The organism is Roseitalea sp., assembly GCF_984466335.1.
In genome coordinates, this window is sequence record NZ_CFIFWG010000055.1 from 1 (window position 1) to 16,308 (window position 16,308).

The following is a 16,308-nucleotide window of genomic DNA, read 5'->3' on the forward strand; positions in this document are numbered from 1 at the left end:
TCTGAAGTTCGCTTCGTTACGCAGCATGCTCCGTACGAACTTCAGATTCGATCAGCCGATCATGGCCTGACGGTCGTAGGCCGTCTTGGCCGCCTGCTCCTCGGTGGCCTTGCGGGCTGCGCGCACGTCGAGCTTTTCGGCCTTTTGGAGTTCGGCCTCCGCCTCCATAAGGGCCGCCTCGGCCTGTTCCTTCTGCATCTGAAGGTCGCTGATTGAGTCGAACAGATTGTCGCGGCGGGTGCGCGCGGCCTTGGCGAAGGTCGGGTAGGCGAAATGGCCGATATCGTCTATCCCGCTCTTCCTTTCTTCATTGGCGATCTGCATATCGAGTTCGGAGGCCATGCGCTCGAACTCGGCGATCATGGTTTCCAGCTGGTTCACTTGCCGGTGCCTTTCGGTTACCTGGAATTGCTTGACCCTTATGAGGCTGTTCTTCGGCTTCATTGCGCAATACTCCAAACCAAAAAGCGGGTCTCTGCCCGGTCTCGCCGGACGCAACGGCCCCAACGGCTTCACGGAAGCCCGAAGGTCGGTAACACTTCGTTTACGTCCTGCATTAATGATAGGAGGCAACCTTTAAGGGCCGGTAAACCGACATGCCGTTGTCGCGCTGCTCGGGGGTGGCTGGTGGAGGATTGTGGAATCCAATGATTGGGTTAGCCGGACTTCCTGATGAGTCGATTCAGGTTTCGGGCGCAAAAATATGTGGAAATCAAACGTTTCCAGGCGGTGATTAACCCGCAGTCTGACCTTGCCAGCCCGAATCAGGATTTGTTAACCATTTGGGTGCAGGCTGATTTGCGCGGTTGTGGGCAAGCCGGGACGGGCCACCGCACGCTTTGGAACTCGTCAAGGGGATAAAGATGCGTGTATTGCTGATCGAGGATGACAGTGCGATCGCACAGAGCATCGAGTTGATGCTGAAATCCGAGAGCTTCAATGTCTACACGACCGATCTGGGAGAGGAAGGCGTCGACCTCGGCAAGCTCTATGACTACGATATCATTCTTCTCGACCTCAACCTTCCGGACATGTCGGGTTATGAAGTGCTTCGCACGTTGCGCCTGTCCAAGGTCAAGACGCCGATCCTGATCCTTTCGGGCATGGCCGGCATTGAGGACAAGGTGCGCGGCCTGGGCTTTGGCGCCGACGACTACATGACCAAGCCGTTCCACAAGGACGAACTCGTCGCCCGCATCCATGCAATCGTCCGTCGCTCCAAGGGCCATGCGCAATCGGTCATCACCACCGGCGACCTGATCGTCAATCTGGACGCCAAGACCGTCGAGGTGGGCGGCCAGCGCGTGCATCTGACCGGCAAGGAATATCAGATGCTGGAGCTGCTATCGCTGCGCAAGGGGACGACGCTGACCAAGGAGATGTTCCTCAACCACCTCTATGGCGGCATGGACGAGCCGGAACTGAAGATCATCGACGTCTTCATCTGCAAGCTGCGCAAGAAGCTCGATGCCGCCTCGGGCGGGGTCAACTATATCGAGACCGTGTGGGGTCGGGGCTATGTGCTGCGCGATCCCGATCCGGTCACGATGGCCGAAACGGCCTGACCGAAAGCGACCCGAAAGGGCGGCCGAAGCCCGGCTGTGCCGCATATCGGGTTCTTCGTGCTCGCGGAAGAAGCCTTGCGTTCGCTCTCGCGCGCGCCTTTCGTATGCCGGCTTGGCCGGCCGTGCGCTCAGGCGGCTTTGGTGATCTGCTCGAAGCGGGTCAGAAGCTGCGTGCGGTCAAACGGCTTGAGCAGATAGTCGTCCGCGCCGGCCCGCTTGGCCTTGGTCATCTGTACCAGATCCATCTCGATCATGGCCACGACGATGACGGGCGTCACCTCGGCCTCGATCGCGCGCACGGCGCGCAGGAAGTCGATCAGGTCCATGTCGGCGGGATTGACCTCGACGATGATCGTATCGGGCATCTCCGCCTTGATCATGCCAAGGGCCTCGGCGGCCGTGGCGGCCTCGGCGACGAAACGGTCTTCCACGGTCAGGATCCGCTTGGCCACCTTGCGGACCACGGCGGACTTCTCAACGATCATGCAGCGTGACATGTTCACCCCCGATGCACTGTTCCGCAGGGGCTCTAGCATCACGGATTTGCCATGCGCTTAAGCGGCTTGGTTTATGCCGTGATAACGGTTTCGGCCGTATTTGACCGAAGCGGAGGGTGAAGCGCCGCCGCGCTCAGCGCGCGGTATAGACGATCGCCTCGTCGGTCATGTCCGCGCTTACGTCCATGCCCGCCTCGCCGGCCAGCAGCAGCGTGTAGTAGAGCTGTACCGAATGAGCGTCGACCGGTTCGGCGTCGAACCGGCCATCGAGGAAATCGGCGAACTTCTGCGGGACCCGCATCATCCGCCCTGCCGCCCGCAGCGTGAACACCGGCGCGGCGGCGCCGGTGTCGATCGCGCAATCCAGCGTGCCGCCGCGTGGGATCGATGCGTTGGCCACCAGAACGAGGTTGAGCAGCAGCTTGACCTGGTTCTTCGGCAGGAACACCCGTTCGCCTTGCCAGTCGAAATCGGCCTTCTCGCCCTTCATGTAGGAGCGCGCGACCGCCTGCGCGTCGCCAAGGTCGATTTCCACGCCGGCCGATCCGGCCGCGCCGAAGGCGATCCGGGCGAACTGCAGCCGGGCGGAGGCGCTCGCCGCGCTGGTCCGGATCAGCGCCATCGCATCCTCGTCCGCGCCGCCGTCCTCAAGCAGTTCGAGCCCGTTGTTGATGGCGCCGACCGGCGAGATGATGTCGTGGCACACGCGGCTGCACAAAAGCGCCGCCAGTTCGGATGCGGACAGGTGGTTCAGGTGCTGCATGGAGTTTCCCGGATGACGTTGGCTCGAATCATGGCCTGTTCACGGCCTCTGGCGTGATGGATTTGAAGTTCCTATCCTTGTTTCAGCGAACCCGTCATGGGAACTTAAAATCCGAAAACCGCAATAGATACAATAATTTATCTGGTATTCTTATCGAATCCGAAGTGCGCGCCGAGCCTGCTTCCAGCCCAACGAACCTCAGATTGCGGACACTAGCAGGCGTTTGCTTAACAAAGCGGAAACCACGATTGCATAAAATCGGACCAATCTTCGCGGTTTGCCCGCCGAACGCCCGCTTCGGCGGCGAAGGTGGGGCAGGGATGACACGGGAGCACGATATGCAAGCGACGGTCGACCACTTCAACCGAGCGTGTGAAACCGCCCGCGGCGCGCTGCCGGCCCTTGTCGCGCTCGCGCTGACCGCTCTCATCGTCATGGCCGGTCCGGCGCGTGCGCAGGACGCGCAGCCGCAACCCGACCCTTACGGCCTTGAGGAAGTGATCGCGGCGGGCCACGACTTTTTCGGCTCGACGTCCGGGGCGATCGCCTCGGCCATCGAGCGGGCGTTCGCGCTCTACGGCCTGCCCAACGGCTACATTCTGGGCCAGGAGGCGGGCGGCGCGTTCGTCGGAGGCGTGAGCTTCGGCGAGGGCACGCTCTATACCAAGAATGCGGGCGACCACATGGTCTTCTGGCAGGGCCCCTCGATCGGGTGGGACTTTGGCGGCGAGGGCGCGCGGACCATGATGCTCGTCTACAACCTGCCCGCCGTCGAAAGCCTTCACGGCCGCTATGGCGGGGTTGCCGGATCGGCCTATCTGGTCGCGGGCGTGGGCATGCACGTGCTCAAGCGCAACAATGTGCTGCTGGTTCCGGTGCGCACCGGCGTCGGCGCGCGGCTCGGCGTGTCGGTCGGCTATCTGAAGCTGACCCCGAGACCGACCTGGAACCCGTTCTGAGCCCGGCCTGAACCGGCGCAGGGAAACCTGTCGTCCGGCCCACTTCTTTATTGTCACGGCGATCCGTGGCAGATGAGCCCATGTTCATGCGCCTCGCACACGGGAACGGCCATTGATCGAAGCGGGCCTTTACATCGCCGCGGGCTTTCTGGGCGCGGTCCTGATCGCGATGATCGTCGCACCGACGATCTGGCGCCGCGCGGTCTATCTGACGCGCCGGCGGATCGAGGAAGCGGTGCCGCTGACGGTGAGCGAGTTGCAGGCGGATAAGGACCGGCTTCGCGCCCGGCACGCGGTGGCCGAAAAAAAGCTCGAACTGGCCCTGCGCAGGCAGCGCGGCATCGCCACTGGCCATGCCGCGCAGGTCAGCGATCTGACCGAGACGCTGAAGCTGCGTGACCAGACCATTGCCGCGCGCGAGGCGACCATGTCCGAGCTGCGCGCATCCCTGGACCAGCTGGGCGGGGATCTGGCGCGCACCCAGTCCGAACTGATCGCGACGCAGCTCGATCTGGACACGGCCAACGTGTCGTTGAGCGCGCGTGCGGCGGAACTTGACAGCACGAGCCATCTGAAGGCCGGCTTAGAGCGCCAGCTGACCGAGGCGCATGCCCGCATCGAGGAGCAGGCCCGCGCGATCGAAGGGCTCGAAGGCCGTCTTGGCGAGGTTCGCGAGAAGCTGCGCGCGCAGCAGGCCCTGGTGCGCCGGACGCGCGCCGAGGCCAAGCAAACGGCCCAGCTTCTCAAGACCGAGCGGGCCGTTGCCGCCGACCTTGAGAAGCGCCACGCGCGCGTGATCGAGCAGGCTTCCGACGTCGAGGAGGCGCTGGCGCGGCGTGAAAAGGACATCGCCCGGTTGCGCGAGGCGCGGGCCGGCGAGGAGGCCGACCTTCACGAACTCGAACAGCGCGCGCTGGACGCCCGGAACGAGCACGCCGCGCTGGAAAGCGAGCTGGGTGCGATGACGGTGCGCTTCGAGCGTCTTGCCAGGCTTCTGGGCGATCGCGAGCCCGAGGCGGCGATCGCCGCCTACGAGGCACGGATCGCGCGCCTTGAAACCGATCTTGCCTCGGAGCGGCGGCACGTGGCCGGCCTTGAAGCTGCGGCCGCCGGCGTCGAGGGTGATGCGGTGCTGCGCGAGCAGATCGCCATGCTTGCCGCCCAGATCGTGCACATGGCCGCCGTCCTGGAAGGCGAGGGCTCGCCCGTGCCCGAACTCGTCGCCCGGGCGGGCGCGCAGACGCCGGGGCGGCCGGTCAGCCTTGCCGCGCGCATCGCCGCCCTGCAAAGCCAGGCGGCGCGGGCGCGCCCGCCCGATGCCCCGTCGCCGGCCGCTCCCGAGCCGCCCGGCGGCGGCAAGCGCGCCGCGCCCGCTTCAGGCTGAGTGCATGGCCGTGTTTTCGCGGGCGCCGCGCAGGTGGTGAAGCGCGATCGCCGCGCAGGTCGCCACGTTCAGACTGTCGAAGCCCGCTTCCATGTCGATCCGCAGCCCCTCGGTCCGCGCAAGGACCGCCTTCGGCAGGCCGGGACCCTCGGCGCCGAGCAGGAGCGCGGTTCGTTCGGCCGGCCGCCAGCGTCCAAGCGCGGTCGCGCCTTGAGGCGACAGGCCCGCAGGAGCGAAGCCGGCGCGCTCGATCCAGTCCACCATGACATCGGCGCCGGCGAACCGGTGCCATGGGACGGTCAGAACGCCGCCCACCGACACGCGCAGCGCCTTGCGGTAGAGCGGGTCGCAGCTTTGCGCGTCCATCAGCACCGCGTCCGCGCCCAGCGCCGCCGCGTTGCGGAAGATCGCGCCCATATTGTCGTGGTTGGCAAGCCCGACCAGCGCGACCACGGTGCGCCATGCCATGGCCCCGTCCGCGTCCGGGGGCGCATCGGCATCGGCGCGCCGGTGCCCGACCGCGAGCACGCCGCGATGCACGGGAAAGCCGGCGAGCGCATCGATCACGGCCGACGAGGCGACATAGACAGGAGCGCGCGCCGGCAGCCGGCCGACGATGTCCGCCACCCCGGCGAGGCGGTTTTCAAGGATGAGGGCGCTTTCGACGCCGAAGCGCCGTTGCGCCACCAGCACGCGCAGGACGCTCGTGCCCTCGGCGATGAAGCGCTTCCGGTTCCGCACGAGATCGCGTTCGCGGATGTCGCGATAGGCCGCGATGCGCGGATCGCGCGGATCGTCGATCCGGATCGGCCGCCCGTCGCAGGTCATTGCGGCGCGTCGGCGCCCGTCATCAGAAGATCGTCCACCGTGTCGCCTGGTATGCCGTCCGCAAGCGGCGTGAAATCGCCTTTCGCGATGATGGCGCGCGCCGCCTCGACGACCACCTTGTGCGTCGCGCGCGCTAGCGCCGAGCCGATGGAGACGCGGCGCACGCCGGCGGCGGCGAACCGTGCCAGCGTGACCCTGGCGAACGGGCCGGCGGCGAGCGCGTTGAAGGGCTTTTCGACCGAGGCGGCGATCCGTTCGAGCGTGGCCATGTCCGGCGGCATGGGCACGTAGAGCAGGTCCGCGCCGGCTTGCTCGAAGGCGCGGATGCGGCGGACGGCTTCGTCCGCGCCGTAATGTGCGTTCATCACCCCGTCGGCGCGGGCGCACAGCACGAACGGCCGGCCCAGCGCGCGCGCAGCGCCCGCGGCGGCGGCGATGCGCTCGACGGCCAGGCCGAACGGGTAGGGCGGGTTGCCGCCGACCATCTGCGTGTCCTCGATCGAGCAGCCCGAAAGGCCGATTTCGCCGGCGCGGCGCACCGTTTCGGCGACGCCGTCGGGATCGTCGTCAAACCCGTTCTCGAAGTCGCCCGATACGGGCAGCGATGTCGCCGCGATCAGGTCCTGGGCATGGGCCAGCGCCTCCTCGCGCGTCACCTTGCCCATGTCGGGCCGGCCCAGCGTGAAGGCATGGCCGGCGCTGGTCGTCGCCAGCGCCCGGGCGCCGCAGGCGGCCATGATGCGCGCCGAGCCGACGTCCCACGGATTGGGGATGGCGAAGCAGCCCGCATCGTGCAGCGCATGGAAGGTTTCATGGCGGCTGGCAAGGTTGGTCATGCGTCGCTGTCTCCCATGGCGCGCGCGTCGGCCGCCATCCGCTTGAGCATTTTGGGCAGGTCGGCGGCAAGGGCGAGCGGTTCGGGATAGAAGACCCGCGCGCGCCGGTCGCCCTCGCCCAGATCCATGCCCTCCGAATCGAGCGTCAGAAGCCGCCATGCGCCCGGCTTTTGCCGCGCCAGCCTTTCCGCATAGAGCGCGACCGCATCGGCATGGTCGGCGTTCATGTGGACGACCGCGCCATGTTCGCTCGCGGCGGCCCCGTCGACGTCGCCCCGCAAGGCGAGATCGGCGGCGGTCAGCCTGTAGGCCCTGCCGAAGCCGCCGTTCAGACTGGCCGACCCTATCACGAGCCGGAAGAAGGCGAAATCGGCGAAATCGACATAGAGTTCGGCCTTGGGGTGGCGGGCCAGATGCCGGCGGCGGACGCGTGCGTGGGCGTCGGTGTCGCGTTCGATGCGCTTTGCCAAGGTGGTCAGCGTGATGCGCTGATGGGCGAGCGGGTCGCCCTTGCCGGGCTCGCCGACGAGCAGGGCGGTCTTCGGCTCGTCCGCCATCGCGCCCATATGCGCCGAAAGGGCCGAGACCAGCACGACCGGCGCGCCGTCGAAATCGGTCGAAAGCTGCACGCGGCTGACGGAGGGAAAGCCGTCATTGTCCTTCGGATTGACCGCCAGCGCGCCGTGCCGGGCCGTTGCAATGAGCGTCTTTGCCAGCCGGATCGCCTCGTCGTCGGTGTCGCGAATGACGGATGGGGACGGATTTTCGCTCATGGTGCCTTCGGCTTGCTGTTGAGAACGCGACCGGGCGCGTGGCACGGCGCCGGCCGCTGGTCTATCTCATGATGCGACCGGCGGGCAAAGCGACAAAGCGGTGCGGCGATGGCCAAGCTCTACTTCCACTATTCGGCGATGAATGCGGGCAAGTCGACCATGCTCTTGCAGGCTTCGCACAATTATCGCGAACGCCGGATGGGGACGCTGCTCTTCACCGCCCGGCTCGACGACCGCGCCGGGAGCGGGCGGATCGCCTCGCGCATCGGGCTCGGTGCGGACGCGCTCACCTTCGGCCCCGAGGACGATCTGCATGCGATCGTCGCCGACCATCACGCGCGCGCGCCGGTCCATTGCGTGTTCGTCGACGAGGCGCAGTTCCTGTCCGAGGATCAGGTCTGGCAGTTGGCGCGCGTCGCCGACCGGCGCGGCGTGCCGGTGATGTGCTACGGCCTCAGGACCGATTTCCAGGGCAAGCTGTTTGCCGGCTCGCTGGCCCTTTTGGCCATCGCCGACGATCTGCGCGAGGTGCGCACCATCTGCCGGTGCGGGCGCAAGGCATCGATGGTGGTGCGGCTGGGGCCGGACGGCAAGGTGGTGCGCGAGGGCGAACAGGTCGCGATCGGCGGCAATGACCGCTATGTCTCGCTGTGCCGCCGCCACTGGGAGGAGGAGATGGGCCGCATCGCGCCCGAGGACATGATCGGCTTTGCCGCCCGGTGAGCGCCTCGGCACGGCAAGAGCCGGGCGGTACGTCGACTTTCAATTGTCATCGAGCCCGCCTATATGCCGCCTGACGGCATGAACGGGGGTTTGTCCATGGCGACGATGCAGAACTTCGAGTCCGAGATCGAACGCACCAGGCGGTCGGTCGAGGACATGCGGTCGCGGATCGACCAGTCGAGCGGCGTGCTTGACCGGCTGGCGCGGGCCGACGCGAAGATCGGCGACGCCGATTTCGACATCGAGAACGCCCGCATCCAGGACGTGCTCAGCCAGCAGAAGGTGATGGAGGCCAACATCGCCGATCTCATCATCGGCCTGGAGGACGCGACCAACGTCTTCGGCGAGGAATTCGAGAGCATGAAATCGCACACGAGCTGGGAAAGCATCGTGGGCCTTTTTTCGAAGCAGCGCATGCAGCGCATGCGGTCCGAGCGCGTGCGCAACATGTCGCTCGCCGGCAACCTACAGGAACTGCTGGCCAAGTCCGATACGATCGTCGGCATCCTCGACGGCCAGCGCGCCATCCTCGACGAGCGCTACCAATCCTCCGAGACGAGCCTGCGCCAGGTGATCGAGCGGCGCACCGGGACCATGGAGGAGCTCGAAAAGACGCAGGCGCGCATCGAGGAACTCAACCCGATGCTGCTCGACATCGAAAACCGGATCGCCGCCTCGACCAGCCAGAAGGAACGGTCCCAACTGGAAGGCGAGCGCTCGGAACTGGCCACCGACTATAACCAGATGCAGGCCCGCGAGCAGACGCTTCTGGCCGAAAGCCAGACGCTGGAGCGCTATACGTCGATGTTCCAGACCTTCATCGATTCGCTCAACAACCAAAAGGCGGCGCAGCAGACGCTGATCAACAAGCTGACGATCGACACCGAACAGCGCATCGTGCTCTACAAGGCGCTCGAAGACTCGCTGAAGACCGCCGCCCAGCAGGATGTCGCCCACAAGATCAACACGCTGGGCAGCCGGGTGGACACCGCCGCCGAGACGACCATGGCGGGCATCGGCGCGGCGGCGCAGAGCCACATCGCCGACCTTCTGGAAATGCACGAGAAGAACATGACGGCGACGCACGACATCCAGCGCCGCAAGAAGCTGGCGGACGATGCGTTCGCGCGCCGCTTCGAGGACGTGCTCGAAAAGCACGACGCCGCCGACTATGTGCGCCAGTAAGGCGCCGGGGCAGCGACGGTGAGCCGGGCGAGGCAGGCGCAAACGCCCCCCGCGCTGCGCTATTTCGCTTCCATGGGCGCCGCGCTCGACGGGCTCGACGTCTTCCTTCGCGACGACAATTCGCCCCTTTACCAGCACGAACTGGTGGCGCGCACGGTGGTGCCCTACATCGCGCGGCTCGCCGCCTCGTTCGAAAGCTGGCGCAACCGGCTCGGTTTTGCCTCCAGCTTCCGCATCTCGCGGGCCGAAAGCGGGTTTCCGGTCTATCAGAACGTGCTGGAGCTGGAACAGGACCGGCGGTCGGCGGCCTTACGGCTTGCCGCAATTGCCCGGCCGGACGCGTTGCGCGCGGACATGGCCGACTTCATCCTGCGCCACAAGGCGTTCCCGAAGGAGCAGCAGGACCGGCTGGCCGAACGGCTCTATCTGGAGACGGTCGAGGGCGGCGCCTTCTTCGCCCCGTTCGTCTTGCCCGAGACGATCGAGGTCTCGGTCAACCCCGAGACGAAGCGGCCCTTCTATGTGACCCATTGGGGCGTCTTCGACGGCACGGCGACGCTGCCGATGGTCTATTCGGCGGTGATCGAGGATTCGGCGCCCGACATGGTCAAGACGCTGGTCGGCGAGGACGGCAAGCTCGATCGGGATGTCGACATCCCTTTGCCCGTCGGCGGGCTGCTCAATCCCGAACTGGCGCGCGCGTTCGACCGGTGGGCCGAGGCCAATTCCTCCTATTCGCTGACGCCGGCGACGATCGCGGCCAATATGGACGAGGAGTTTCCCACGCTGCATCCGACGCAGCTCCGGCGCATCGTGCTGGGCCCGTTCTATTCGGCCGGCATCACGCAGAACAACGATACGGTGTCGGTCATCCTGGACAAGGTGGGCGATCCGGCGAACGCCTGGCTGTTGAGCTGGACGATCCAGGACATCTATTCCAGGCACGAGCGGCCCGGCAGCAAGGGGCTGTGGTCCTCGACGCCGCCGCGACAGGAATACCATATCGAGACCGGCGATCTGGAAGCGGCGCGCATGGGCGTGTCCTCGTTCGAAAAGCATGCGCTGATCCCGCACGAGGCCTATCAGGCCCTCTACGCCGCCGGCCGGGCGGACACGGTGTTCGCCGGCTACAAGACGCACATCATCTCGGGCCGCCATGTGATCTCGGATGTGTGAGATGCTCATGATCGACCGCGCCCTCATCCTGAGGTGCGAGCCCCCATCCCCTCGCCCTTCGAGGCTCCGCTTCGGCAAGCTCAGCTTCGCACCTCAGGATGAGGGGATGGGGCGAGCCCCGAAGGACGAGGGTGCGGAACAGGAGCACGCTTCATGGACACCGGCCTGACGCTGATCGACGAAAAGGACATCGAAAAGCACCGCGCCACCGCGCACTCGCTGGTCACGCGGTTCACCGTCATGGAGCGCGCCGGCGGACGTTCCTCGGCGCCGCTCGCCGGCACGGGGCGGCGGTTCGTCCCGACGGTTTCGACCGGCGGCGCGCGGCGCATGCGCGAGGTGGAACTGGCCAGGCGGATCGGCGCGATCCGCCCCGACGATCCGATGCTGTCGCCGACCCAGCACGGGCTGCTCTATCGCGCGCGGCGCGGGACGGCCGTCGCGCTGGCGATGGCCGACATGTTCGCGCGGCAGACCGATCTTGAAAGCCTTCAGAACCGCAACGCCGCCGCGCCGCTGCAAGGCGACGACGCCAACCGCTTCCGCTCGCTTCTGGGCGCATCGGCCTATGTCGCGGCGTTCACGCTTGCCGCCTATCTGTTGCACATGCTCGAAACCGACACCGAACCGGGCAGGGACCTGGCCGAGCCGGACCATGATTTCGACACGCCGCAGGACGCGGTGAAATCGGTGCTCGCCGGGCTGGTGGCTGCCATCGACGGCGCGCCGGACGAAAGCGCCATGGCGCAGCGCGCCAAGGCGTTCGCGCGCGTGAGCGTCGAGGGGCTGTTGCAGCGCAAGGGCCGCTTCGGGGCGCTCGGCGCCTTCGAAGACAGCCATGTGCGTGTCGAAAAGGACGATTTCACGCTCGACGGCTTCGACGTCGCCCCCGGCGCGCGGCGCAGGCCGCTGTCGATGACGTTCAAGGAGCCGCACGAGATCATCGGCAACCACATCGCCAAATACCAGGCGATGAAGCTGGCCAAGATGCTGGTTTGTTACGATTTCGAGCGCGGTCTGAACCCGTTCGTGGAACTGGGCGGGTTCGTCTTCACCTTCATCGGCGACGGCGCGCCGGGCACCGGCAAGACGATCCTGATCCAGATGATCGCCGGTCTCGTCAATGATTATTGCGTGGTTGCGGGCTACCCCTTCCACTACGAGAATTTCGGCGTCGACCGGATTTCCTCCTATCAGGGCAAGTCGGGCCAGAACTGCAAGCAGTTCGTCGCCAACGTGCTCGATCCGCGCGCGATCGGCTTCGGCACGATCGACGATATCGATCAGGTGGCCGCGCAGCGCTCGAACGATCGCGCCTCGGCGGGCCAGCAGGAGGTGACGGCCGTTCTGATGGAGAGCTTCGCCGGCGCGATGACCGTGGTGCGCGGCAATTGCGCCTTCGGCATGTTTTCCAACCATCCCGAGAATGTCGACGACGCGCTGCGCCAGCGAGCGGGCGCGCGCTGGCTGGTGGACGGGCCGCGGACGCGCAACGACTATATCGACATCTTCCACCTGCTCGCCGGCGCAAACCACGACATCCCGCTGGGCGATCATGCGCTCTACGCCGATCAGGACATCAAGTCGGCGGTCTCGTCCGCCTATGAGGGCCATGACCGACCGGACGAACAGGGGCTGCTCACCATCTATGACCGGTTCGTCGCCACCCATGGCGAGCCGAAGACGGTGGCCGACATCGGCACCTATCTGCACATGATCAGGCAGGCCGAGCCGCGCTTCACCGGCCGGGCGGTCAAGAACGTCACCGACGCGATCAAGATGCGGGCGATGGACATCGAACTGCCGGACGCATGGTTCGAGGCACCCGAGGTGTTCATGCACAAATCCTATGACGAAAAACGCGCCATGATCGCCGACCTGCGCGAACCCTTTACGATCGACATGGTGATGCAGGAGATCAACCGCTATTCCGATTCGGAGTTCCGCTATTCGGACAAGGCCGACGATGCGGCGGTCGCCGACATCATTCGCCGCCAGCGCCAGACCGAGCGCGCGGCGCGCGAGATCTCCGAGCGCAAGGAAAGGGGGAACTGGGGGGTGTAGTTGTGCCTACCCCAGAATCTCCCGTTCCGCCGCCTGCGCGATAAAGCCGGACCGCGTCATCTTGCGTCGGGATGCTTCCGCGTCGATGGCATCCAGAAGACCCTTGTTCAGCGTGATGTTCACCCGAGACGTCTTGCCGGTGTTGTCGATGTGCGGGACGGCGAGCAGATAGGCGCCGCCGGCCAGTTCCCCCGCAATGTCCGGGTCGGCCGTCAGCGCGTCCAGGTCGCGGGAGAGGGGCGTTTCGGGGGCGCCGTCGAGAAACAGCTCCAGCGCCTCCATGGCGTTGGAGATGATGTCCGCCTGCGCGTCGGCGGCCGAAAAGCAGCCCGGCACGTCGGGAAAGCTGATCCCGTAGGCGGTGCCCGCATCCTTGTGCACCAATGCGAAATAGTGGGTCATCTGCTCTTGTCCTCAAGCCGGCCAGCCGCCCCGGCGATCGCCCGGGCCGTGCCCCTGGGCAAGCCCTTCCTCGGATGCGGCACGACGAGAGCCGCCGGCCCTTTGCGGAACTTGTGATGCGACCCGCGAACCGCTACCAGTTCAAAGCCTTCCCTTTCGAGGCGGGCGATGATCTTGCGTGAATTGGTTTCCAGCACGGAGCGCCTCGTTCGTGCGTATTTATATACACACTCTGCCGTTCGTTTCCAAGCCTTGTCGCCATGAAACGCCTTCGTGAAAACGCGCTGATCTATGGTCGCCTCTTCACGGTCGACCGGCCGCATCTGGTCGAGCGCTACAACAAGGCGCTTCAAGCGTTCCGCCTGCCGCCCACCGGGCTCGACACGTTCGATATCGACCGCACCGGCTTTTCGCCGCAGGTGGCCGCCGAACTCGGCGATTTCGACTATCTCGATCCCGCCGGGGTCAATCGCCGTTTCATCGTGCTGACGCCGGCGCAGGCGAGCCTGCCGGTCGTCCATACGCGCTTTTCCAACACGGGCGGGCTGATGCACGAATTCTACACCGCCAATGCCCGCGCCATCCACGCGCTGACGATCAAGGATGTCCTCTTCGGCGAGATCGAGGACAATGTCTCGGCGGTCGCAGACATCGAGGATCTGCTGTCGATCGAGCAGGTCGAGTTCAAGGTGCTGTCGGCGCACAACGTGCTCGCCAAGGCGGCCGAGCTGCGCACGCTGGTCGACCGGCTGAAGACCGAGCCGGACGCCTGGCGCGACGATGCCATGCTCGAACGCATGGTCGCTCTGGCGCAGACGACCGGCGACATACGGTCGAACCGGCTGGTGCCCGATCAGGTGGTGTTCCGCCATCCGGCCTTCTGGACATCCCATTTCGGCGGCACCTACGTCTTTGCCGGCGACAAGATGACCACCATCATCTGCGATCCGAAGGCGCCCGGCTTTCGCCGGTCGCGGCCCTGGCAGGTCAGCTATCTGGACCGGAACGACCATGACCGCGTGTTCGATTTCCTGTCACGCTCCGGCCGGATCGATCCGCCGGATGCCGCCTGGCTTGAGGATGGCGGCTTTCTCGATCACCGCATCGACCTGACGCTCAAGGGCCTGATGCACGAACTCGACCCGGACGCCGACCTGATGACGGTCGATCCCGTCTTCATGCAGACCTTTCTCGCCCGCCGGGCGGGCGCCATTCGCGCCGACGGCGTCTATCCGTTCCTGAACGGCGCGCGGCGCGAACTGGCGCGCACCGGCCGCATCGACATTCGCGACGTGCCCGGCCGGCTGAGGTTCCAGGTCGTCCGTGGCAGACCCGACCATCCCGACACATGGCTGACGAACCGTCTCCTGAGCGATTATGTGCCGCGCGATGTCGTCGCCCGCTACGTGTTCAACAAGCAGGGCTTTTACGCCGATTACGAGGGCTGGTCGGAACCGTGGCGCGCCTTCGTTGTGGAGACGCTCAAGAGCACCTATCTGACCGGCAAGCGCGCCCTGCGCGCCCGCCTGTTCGGCCTGCGCTGACGCCGGCACACGCCAAACGCCAAACGCAATGGAGCCTTCGGATGCTTGACCCGGTGATCGAGTTCTTCCGGCGCATCTTCGCGGCCGCCGGCCACGGGATCGGCGTCTTCATGTCCTGGCTGGTCTGGCCCTTCGCCGCCTTCTGGGCATGGGTCGGCGGCCGCCGATGGTTCGTCAAGGCGCCCGTGTTCCTGATCCTGGTCGCCCTTGTGGCCGGGTATGGCCATCTGTTCTACATCACCCAGTTCTGGCGCGGCGCCGCCCCCGACTTCGTGACGGCCTACGACCGTTCGGCCGCGACGGTCGGCGCCGGCGAGGAACGCGCGGACGGCACCTGCCAGCCTTCGGCCATGGTCCGGATGACCGCCGACCTGATCGACCGGAACGTCAACGGCAATGTCTGGGTGCCCTCCAACCCCCTGCACAAGGCGGGCCTGTTCTTCGTCGTCGACTGGAAGGACACGCCCTTCTTCGACAACAAGGCCGCGTTCCAGCTCGGCACCAACCAGGCGATCCGCCGCACGACGGTCGAACTGGTCGACCGGCTCGGGCGCGTGCGCGGCACCGATTCGATCAACTCGAATCTGCAATCGGCGCGCGAAGCCGCCAACTATCGCGAGGATGCCTGGTACGTCACCTTCAGCCTGCCCTTCCTGCAACCCGCGACCCAGGCGCGGCTGCGCGACGCGCGCAGCGATCTGCTTGCGTTCAACGCGGAGTTGGAGAACTGCCAGGCCCGGTTCGACGCCCGCGCCGACAACCTCTTGCAGTTCATCGACCGCGTGACCGCCGACATCGGCTCGACGTCGGAGATCTTGCAGCGGCGCATGGAAGAGGCGAGCTTCATGGGGTTCGACGCCCGCGCCGACGACCGGTTCTGGTTCACCTACGGTCAGCTCTATGCCTATCACGGCATCCTGACGGCGGCGCGCGGCGATTTCCGCGAGGTGTTCGAGCAGCGCAATCTTGAGAGCCTCTGGCAGCGGGTCGACGAGCAGCTTGCCGACGCGCTGCGGGTGCGTCCGCCCTTCATCGCCAACGGCAGCGCGTCGAGCCTGATCAAGTCGCATCTGGAATCGATCGGCTTCGATCTCCTGCGCGTGCGTTCCAACCTGGTCGAAATCCGCGACGTGTTGGACCGGTAGGCATTGCTTGCAATTGCCCGCCCCGAGGTGCGAGAACCCGCCCGTGTCGCATTTCGCGCAGCGCTTGGCCGAATTGCGCTTGCGGTCATGGCCGCTCCCATGATCAATGCGCCGCGCGGGGCCGCTCCGGTCCCGGCCACACCGACCCGGAGACGCCCGATGGCCCAGTTCAAGACCGATATCGAGATCGCCCGCGCGGCGGCGAAGAAACCGATCGCCGAGATCGGCGCCGGGCTGGGCATTCCGGCCGGCGACCTGCTGCCCTACGGCCACGACAAGGCGAAGGTCTCGGCCGACTTCATCAAATCCGTCAAGGACCGGCCCGACGGCAGGCTGGTGCTGGTGACCGCCATCAATCCCACGCCCGCCGGCGAGGGCAAGACGACGACGACGGTCGGCCTGGGCGACGGGCTCAACCGGATCGGCAAGAAGGCGGCGATCTGCATCCGCGAGGCTTCGCTGGG

At 66.1% G+C, this 16,308-nt stretch carries 18 protein-coding genes; 10 read left to right on the forward strand and 8 right to left on the reverse strand.

Going from position 1 to position 16,308, the window contains the following annotated elements; translation table 11 throughout:
- Nucleotides 1–51: 51 nt before the first annotated feature.
- Complete coding sequence (locus tag AC5E6L_RS07035; protein WP_491772222.1) at nt 52–444, reverse strand: flagellar export protein FliJ; 393 nt, start codon at nt 442–444, stop codon at nt 52–54.
- Between the two features lie 419 nt (nt 445–863).
- Between AC5E6L_RS07035 and ctrA the strand changes: the two genes are divergently transcribed.
- Nucleotides 864–1,565, forward strand: coding sequence for a response regulator transcription factor CtrA (ctrA, locus tag AC5E6L_RS07040; RefSeq protein ID WP_491772224.1), 702 nt, complete (start codon nt 864–866; stop codon nt 1,563–1,565).
- Nucleotides 1,566–1,693: 128 nt separating this feature from the next.
- On the opposite strand, the gene AC5E6L_RS07045 is transcribed toward ctrA, so the two are convergent.
- Nucleotides 1,694–2,050, reverse strand: a complete 357-nt coding sequence (locus tag AC5E6L_RS07045; RefSeq protein ID WP_491772226.1) for a response regulator — start codon at nt 2,048–2,050, stop codon at nt 1,694–1,696.
- 145 nt (nt 2,051–2,195) lie between these two features.
- Nucleotides 2,196–2,825 (reverse strand): histidine phosphotransferase ChpT, encoded by a 630-nt coding sequence (chpT, locus tag AC5E6L_RS07050; RefSeq protein WP_491230843.1) that lies wholly within the window; start codon nt 2,823–2,825, stop codon nt 2,196–2,198.
- A 338-nt stretch (nt 2,826–3,163) separates the two neighbouring features.
- On the opposite strand from chpT, the gene AC5E6L_RS07055 reads away from it, so the two are divergent.
- Entirely contained in the window at nt 3,164–3,784 is a 621-nt protein-coding gene (locus tag AC5E6L_RS07055) for a DUF1134 domain-containing protein (RefSeq protein WP_491230844.1), read from the forward strand.
- Between the two features lie 112 nt (nt 3,785–3,896).
- Nucleotides 3,897–5,168 carry a coiled-coil domain-containing protein gene (locus AC5E6L_RS07060; RefSeq protein ID WP_491772229.1) on the forward strand — a complete coding sequence of 424 codons (1,272 nt, stop codon included), beginning with the start codon at nt 3,897–3,899 and terminating at the stop codon, nt 5,166–5,168.
- Here the strand turns inward: AC5E6L_RS07060 and AC5E6L_RS07065 are convergent.
- Genes AC5E6L_RS07065 through AC5E6L_RS07075 form a run of 3 tightly spaced genes read right to left on the reverse strand, consistent with a single transcriptional unit; the run spans nt 5,160 to nt 7,605 of the window.
- Entirely contained in the window at nt 5,160–5,996 is an 837-nt protein-coding gene (locus AC5E6L_RS07065; protein ID WP_491772231.1) for a TrmH family RNA methyltransferase, read from the reverse strand. The two genes, AC5E6L_RS07060 and AC5E6L_RS07065, sit on opposite strands and share 9 nt — an antisense overlap.
- Nucleotides 5,993–6,832 carry an isocitrate lyase/PEP mutase family protein gene (locus AC5E6L_RS07070; protein WP_491230542.1) on the reverse strand — a complete coding sequence of 280 codons (840 nt, stop codon included), beginning with the start codon at nt 6,830–6,832 and terminating at the stop codon, nt 5,993–5,995. The genes AC5E6L_RS07065 and AC5E6L_RS07070 overlap by 4 nt, the downstream gene beginning before the upstream one ends.
- Nucleotides 6,829–7,605, reverse strand: a complete 777-nt coding sequence (locus AC5E6L_RS07075; RefSeq protein WP_491772233.1) for a HugZ family pyridoxamine 5'-phosphate oxidase — start codon at nt 7,603–7,605, stop codon at nt 6,829–6,831. Before AC5E6L_RS07075 ends, AC5E6L_RS07070 begins: the two co-directional genes overlap by 4 nt.
- 108 nt (nt 7,606–7,713) lie before the next feature.
- Between AC5E6L_RS07075 and AC5E6L_RS07080 the strand changes: the two genes are divergently transcribed.
- From AC5E6L_RS07080 to AC5E6L_RS07095, 4 genes are all read left to right on the forward strand, one after another.
- Entirely contained in the window at nt 7,714–8,328 is a 615-nt protein-coding gene (locus AC5E6L_RS07080) for a thymidine kinase (RefSeq protein WP_491230544.1), read from the forward strand.
- Between the two features lie 96 nt (nt 8,329–8,424).
- Nucleotides 8,425–9,513, forward strand: a complete 1,089-nt coding sequence (locus AC5E6L_RS07085; protein WP_491230545.1) for a hypothetical protein — start codon at nt 8,425–8,427, stop codon at nt 9,511–9,513.
- Nucleotides 9,514–9,585: 72 nt separating this feature from the next.
- Nucleotides 9,586–10,689, forward strand: a complete 1,104-nt coding sequence (locus AC5E6L_RS07090) for a hypothetical protein (RefSeq protein WP_491772242.1) — start codon at nt 9,586–9,588, stop codon at nt 10,687–10,689.
- A 153-nt stretch (nt 10,690–10,842) separates the two neighbouring features.
- Entirely contained in the window at nt 10,843–12,753 is a 1,911-nt protein-coding gene (locus AC5E6L_RS07095; RefSeq protein ID WP_491229999.1) for an AAA family ATPase, read from the forward strand.
- 6 nt (nt 12,754–12,759) lie between these two features.
- On the opposite strand, the gene AC5E6L_RS07100 is transcribed toward AC5E6L_RS07095, so the two are convergent.
- Together AC5E6L_RS07100 and AC5E6L_RS07105 are read right to left on the reverse strand one after the other, a co-directional pair.
- Nucleotides 12,760–13,155, reverse strand: a complete 396-nt coding sequence (locus tag AC5E6L_RS07100; protein WP_491230000.1) for a type II toxin-antitoxin system HicB family antitoxin — start codon at nt 13,153–13,155, stop codon at nt 12,760–12,762.
- Nucleotides 13,152–13,349: a type II toxin-antitoxin system HicA family toxin gene (locus AC5E6L_RS07105; protein WP_491230003.1), complete on the reverse strand. Its 198-nt coding sequence runs from the start codon at nt 13,347–13,349 to the stop codon at nt 13,152–13,154. The genes AC5E6L_RS07100 and AC5E6L_RS07105 overlap by 4 nt, the downstream gene beginning before the upstream one ends.
- A 66-nt stretch (nt 13,350–13,415) precedes the next feature.
- Here AC5E6L_RS07105 and AC5E6L_RS07110 point away from each other — a divergent pair, with 66 nt between their 5' ends.
- From AC5E6L_RS07110 to AC5E6L_RS07120, 3 genes are all read left to right on the forward strand, one after another.
- Complete coding sequence (locus AC5E6L_RS07110; RefSeq protein ID WP_491772236.1) at nt 13,416–14,699, forward strand: DUF6638 family protein; 1,284 nt, start codon at nt 13,416–13,418, stop codon at nt 14,697–14,699.
- A 41-nt stretch (nt 14,700–14,740) separates the two neighbouring features.
- The gene (locus AC5E6L_RS07115) at nt 14,741–15,844 is read left to right on the forward strand and encodes a DUF2333 family protein (RefSeq protein ID WP_491772238.1); all 1,104 of its coding nucleotides are present in this window, start codon (nt 14,741–14,743) and stop codon (nt 15,842–15,844) included.
- Nucleotides 15,845–16,003: 159 nt separating this feature from the next.
- A partial coding sequence (locus tag AC5E6L_RS07120) for a formate--tetrahydrofolate ligase (protein WP_491772240.1) occupies nt 16,004–16,308 on the forward strand: 305 nt, incomplete at its 3' end.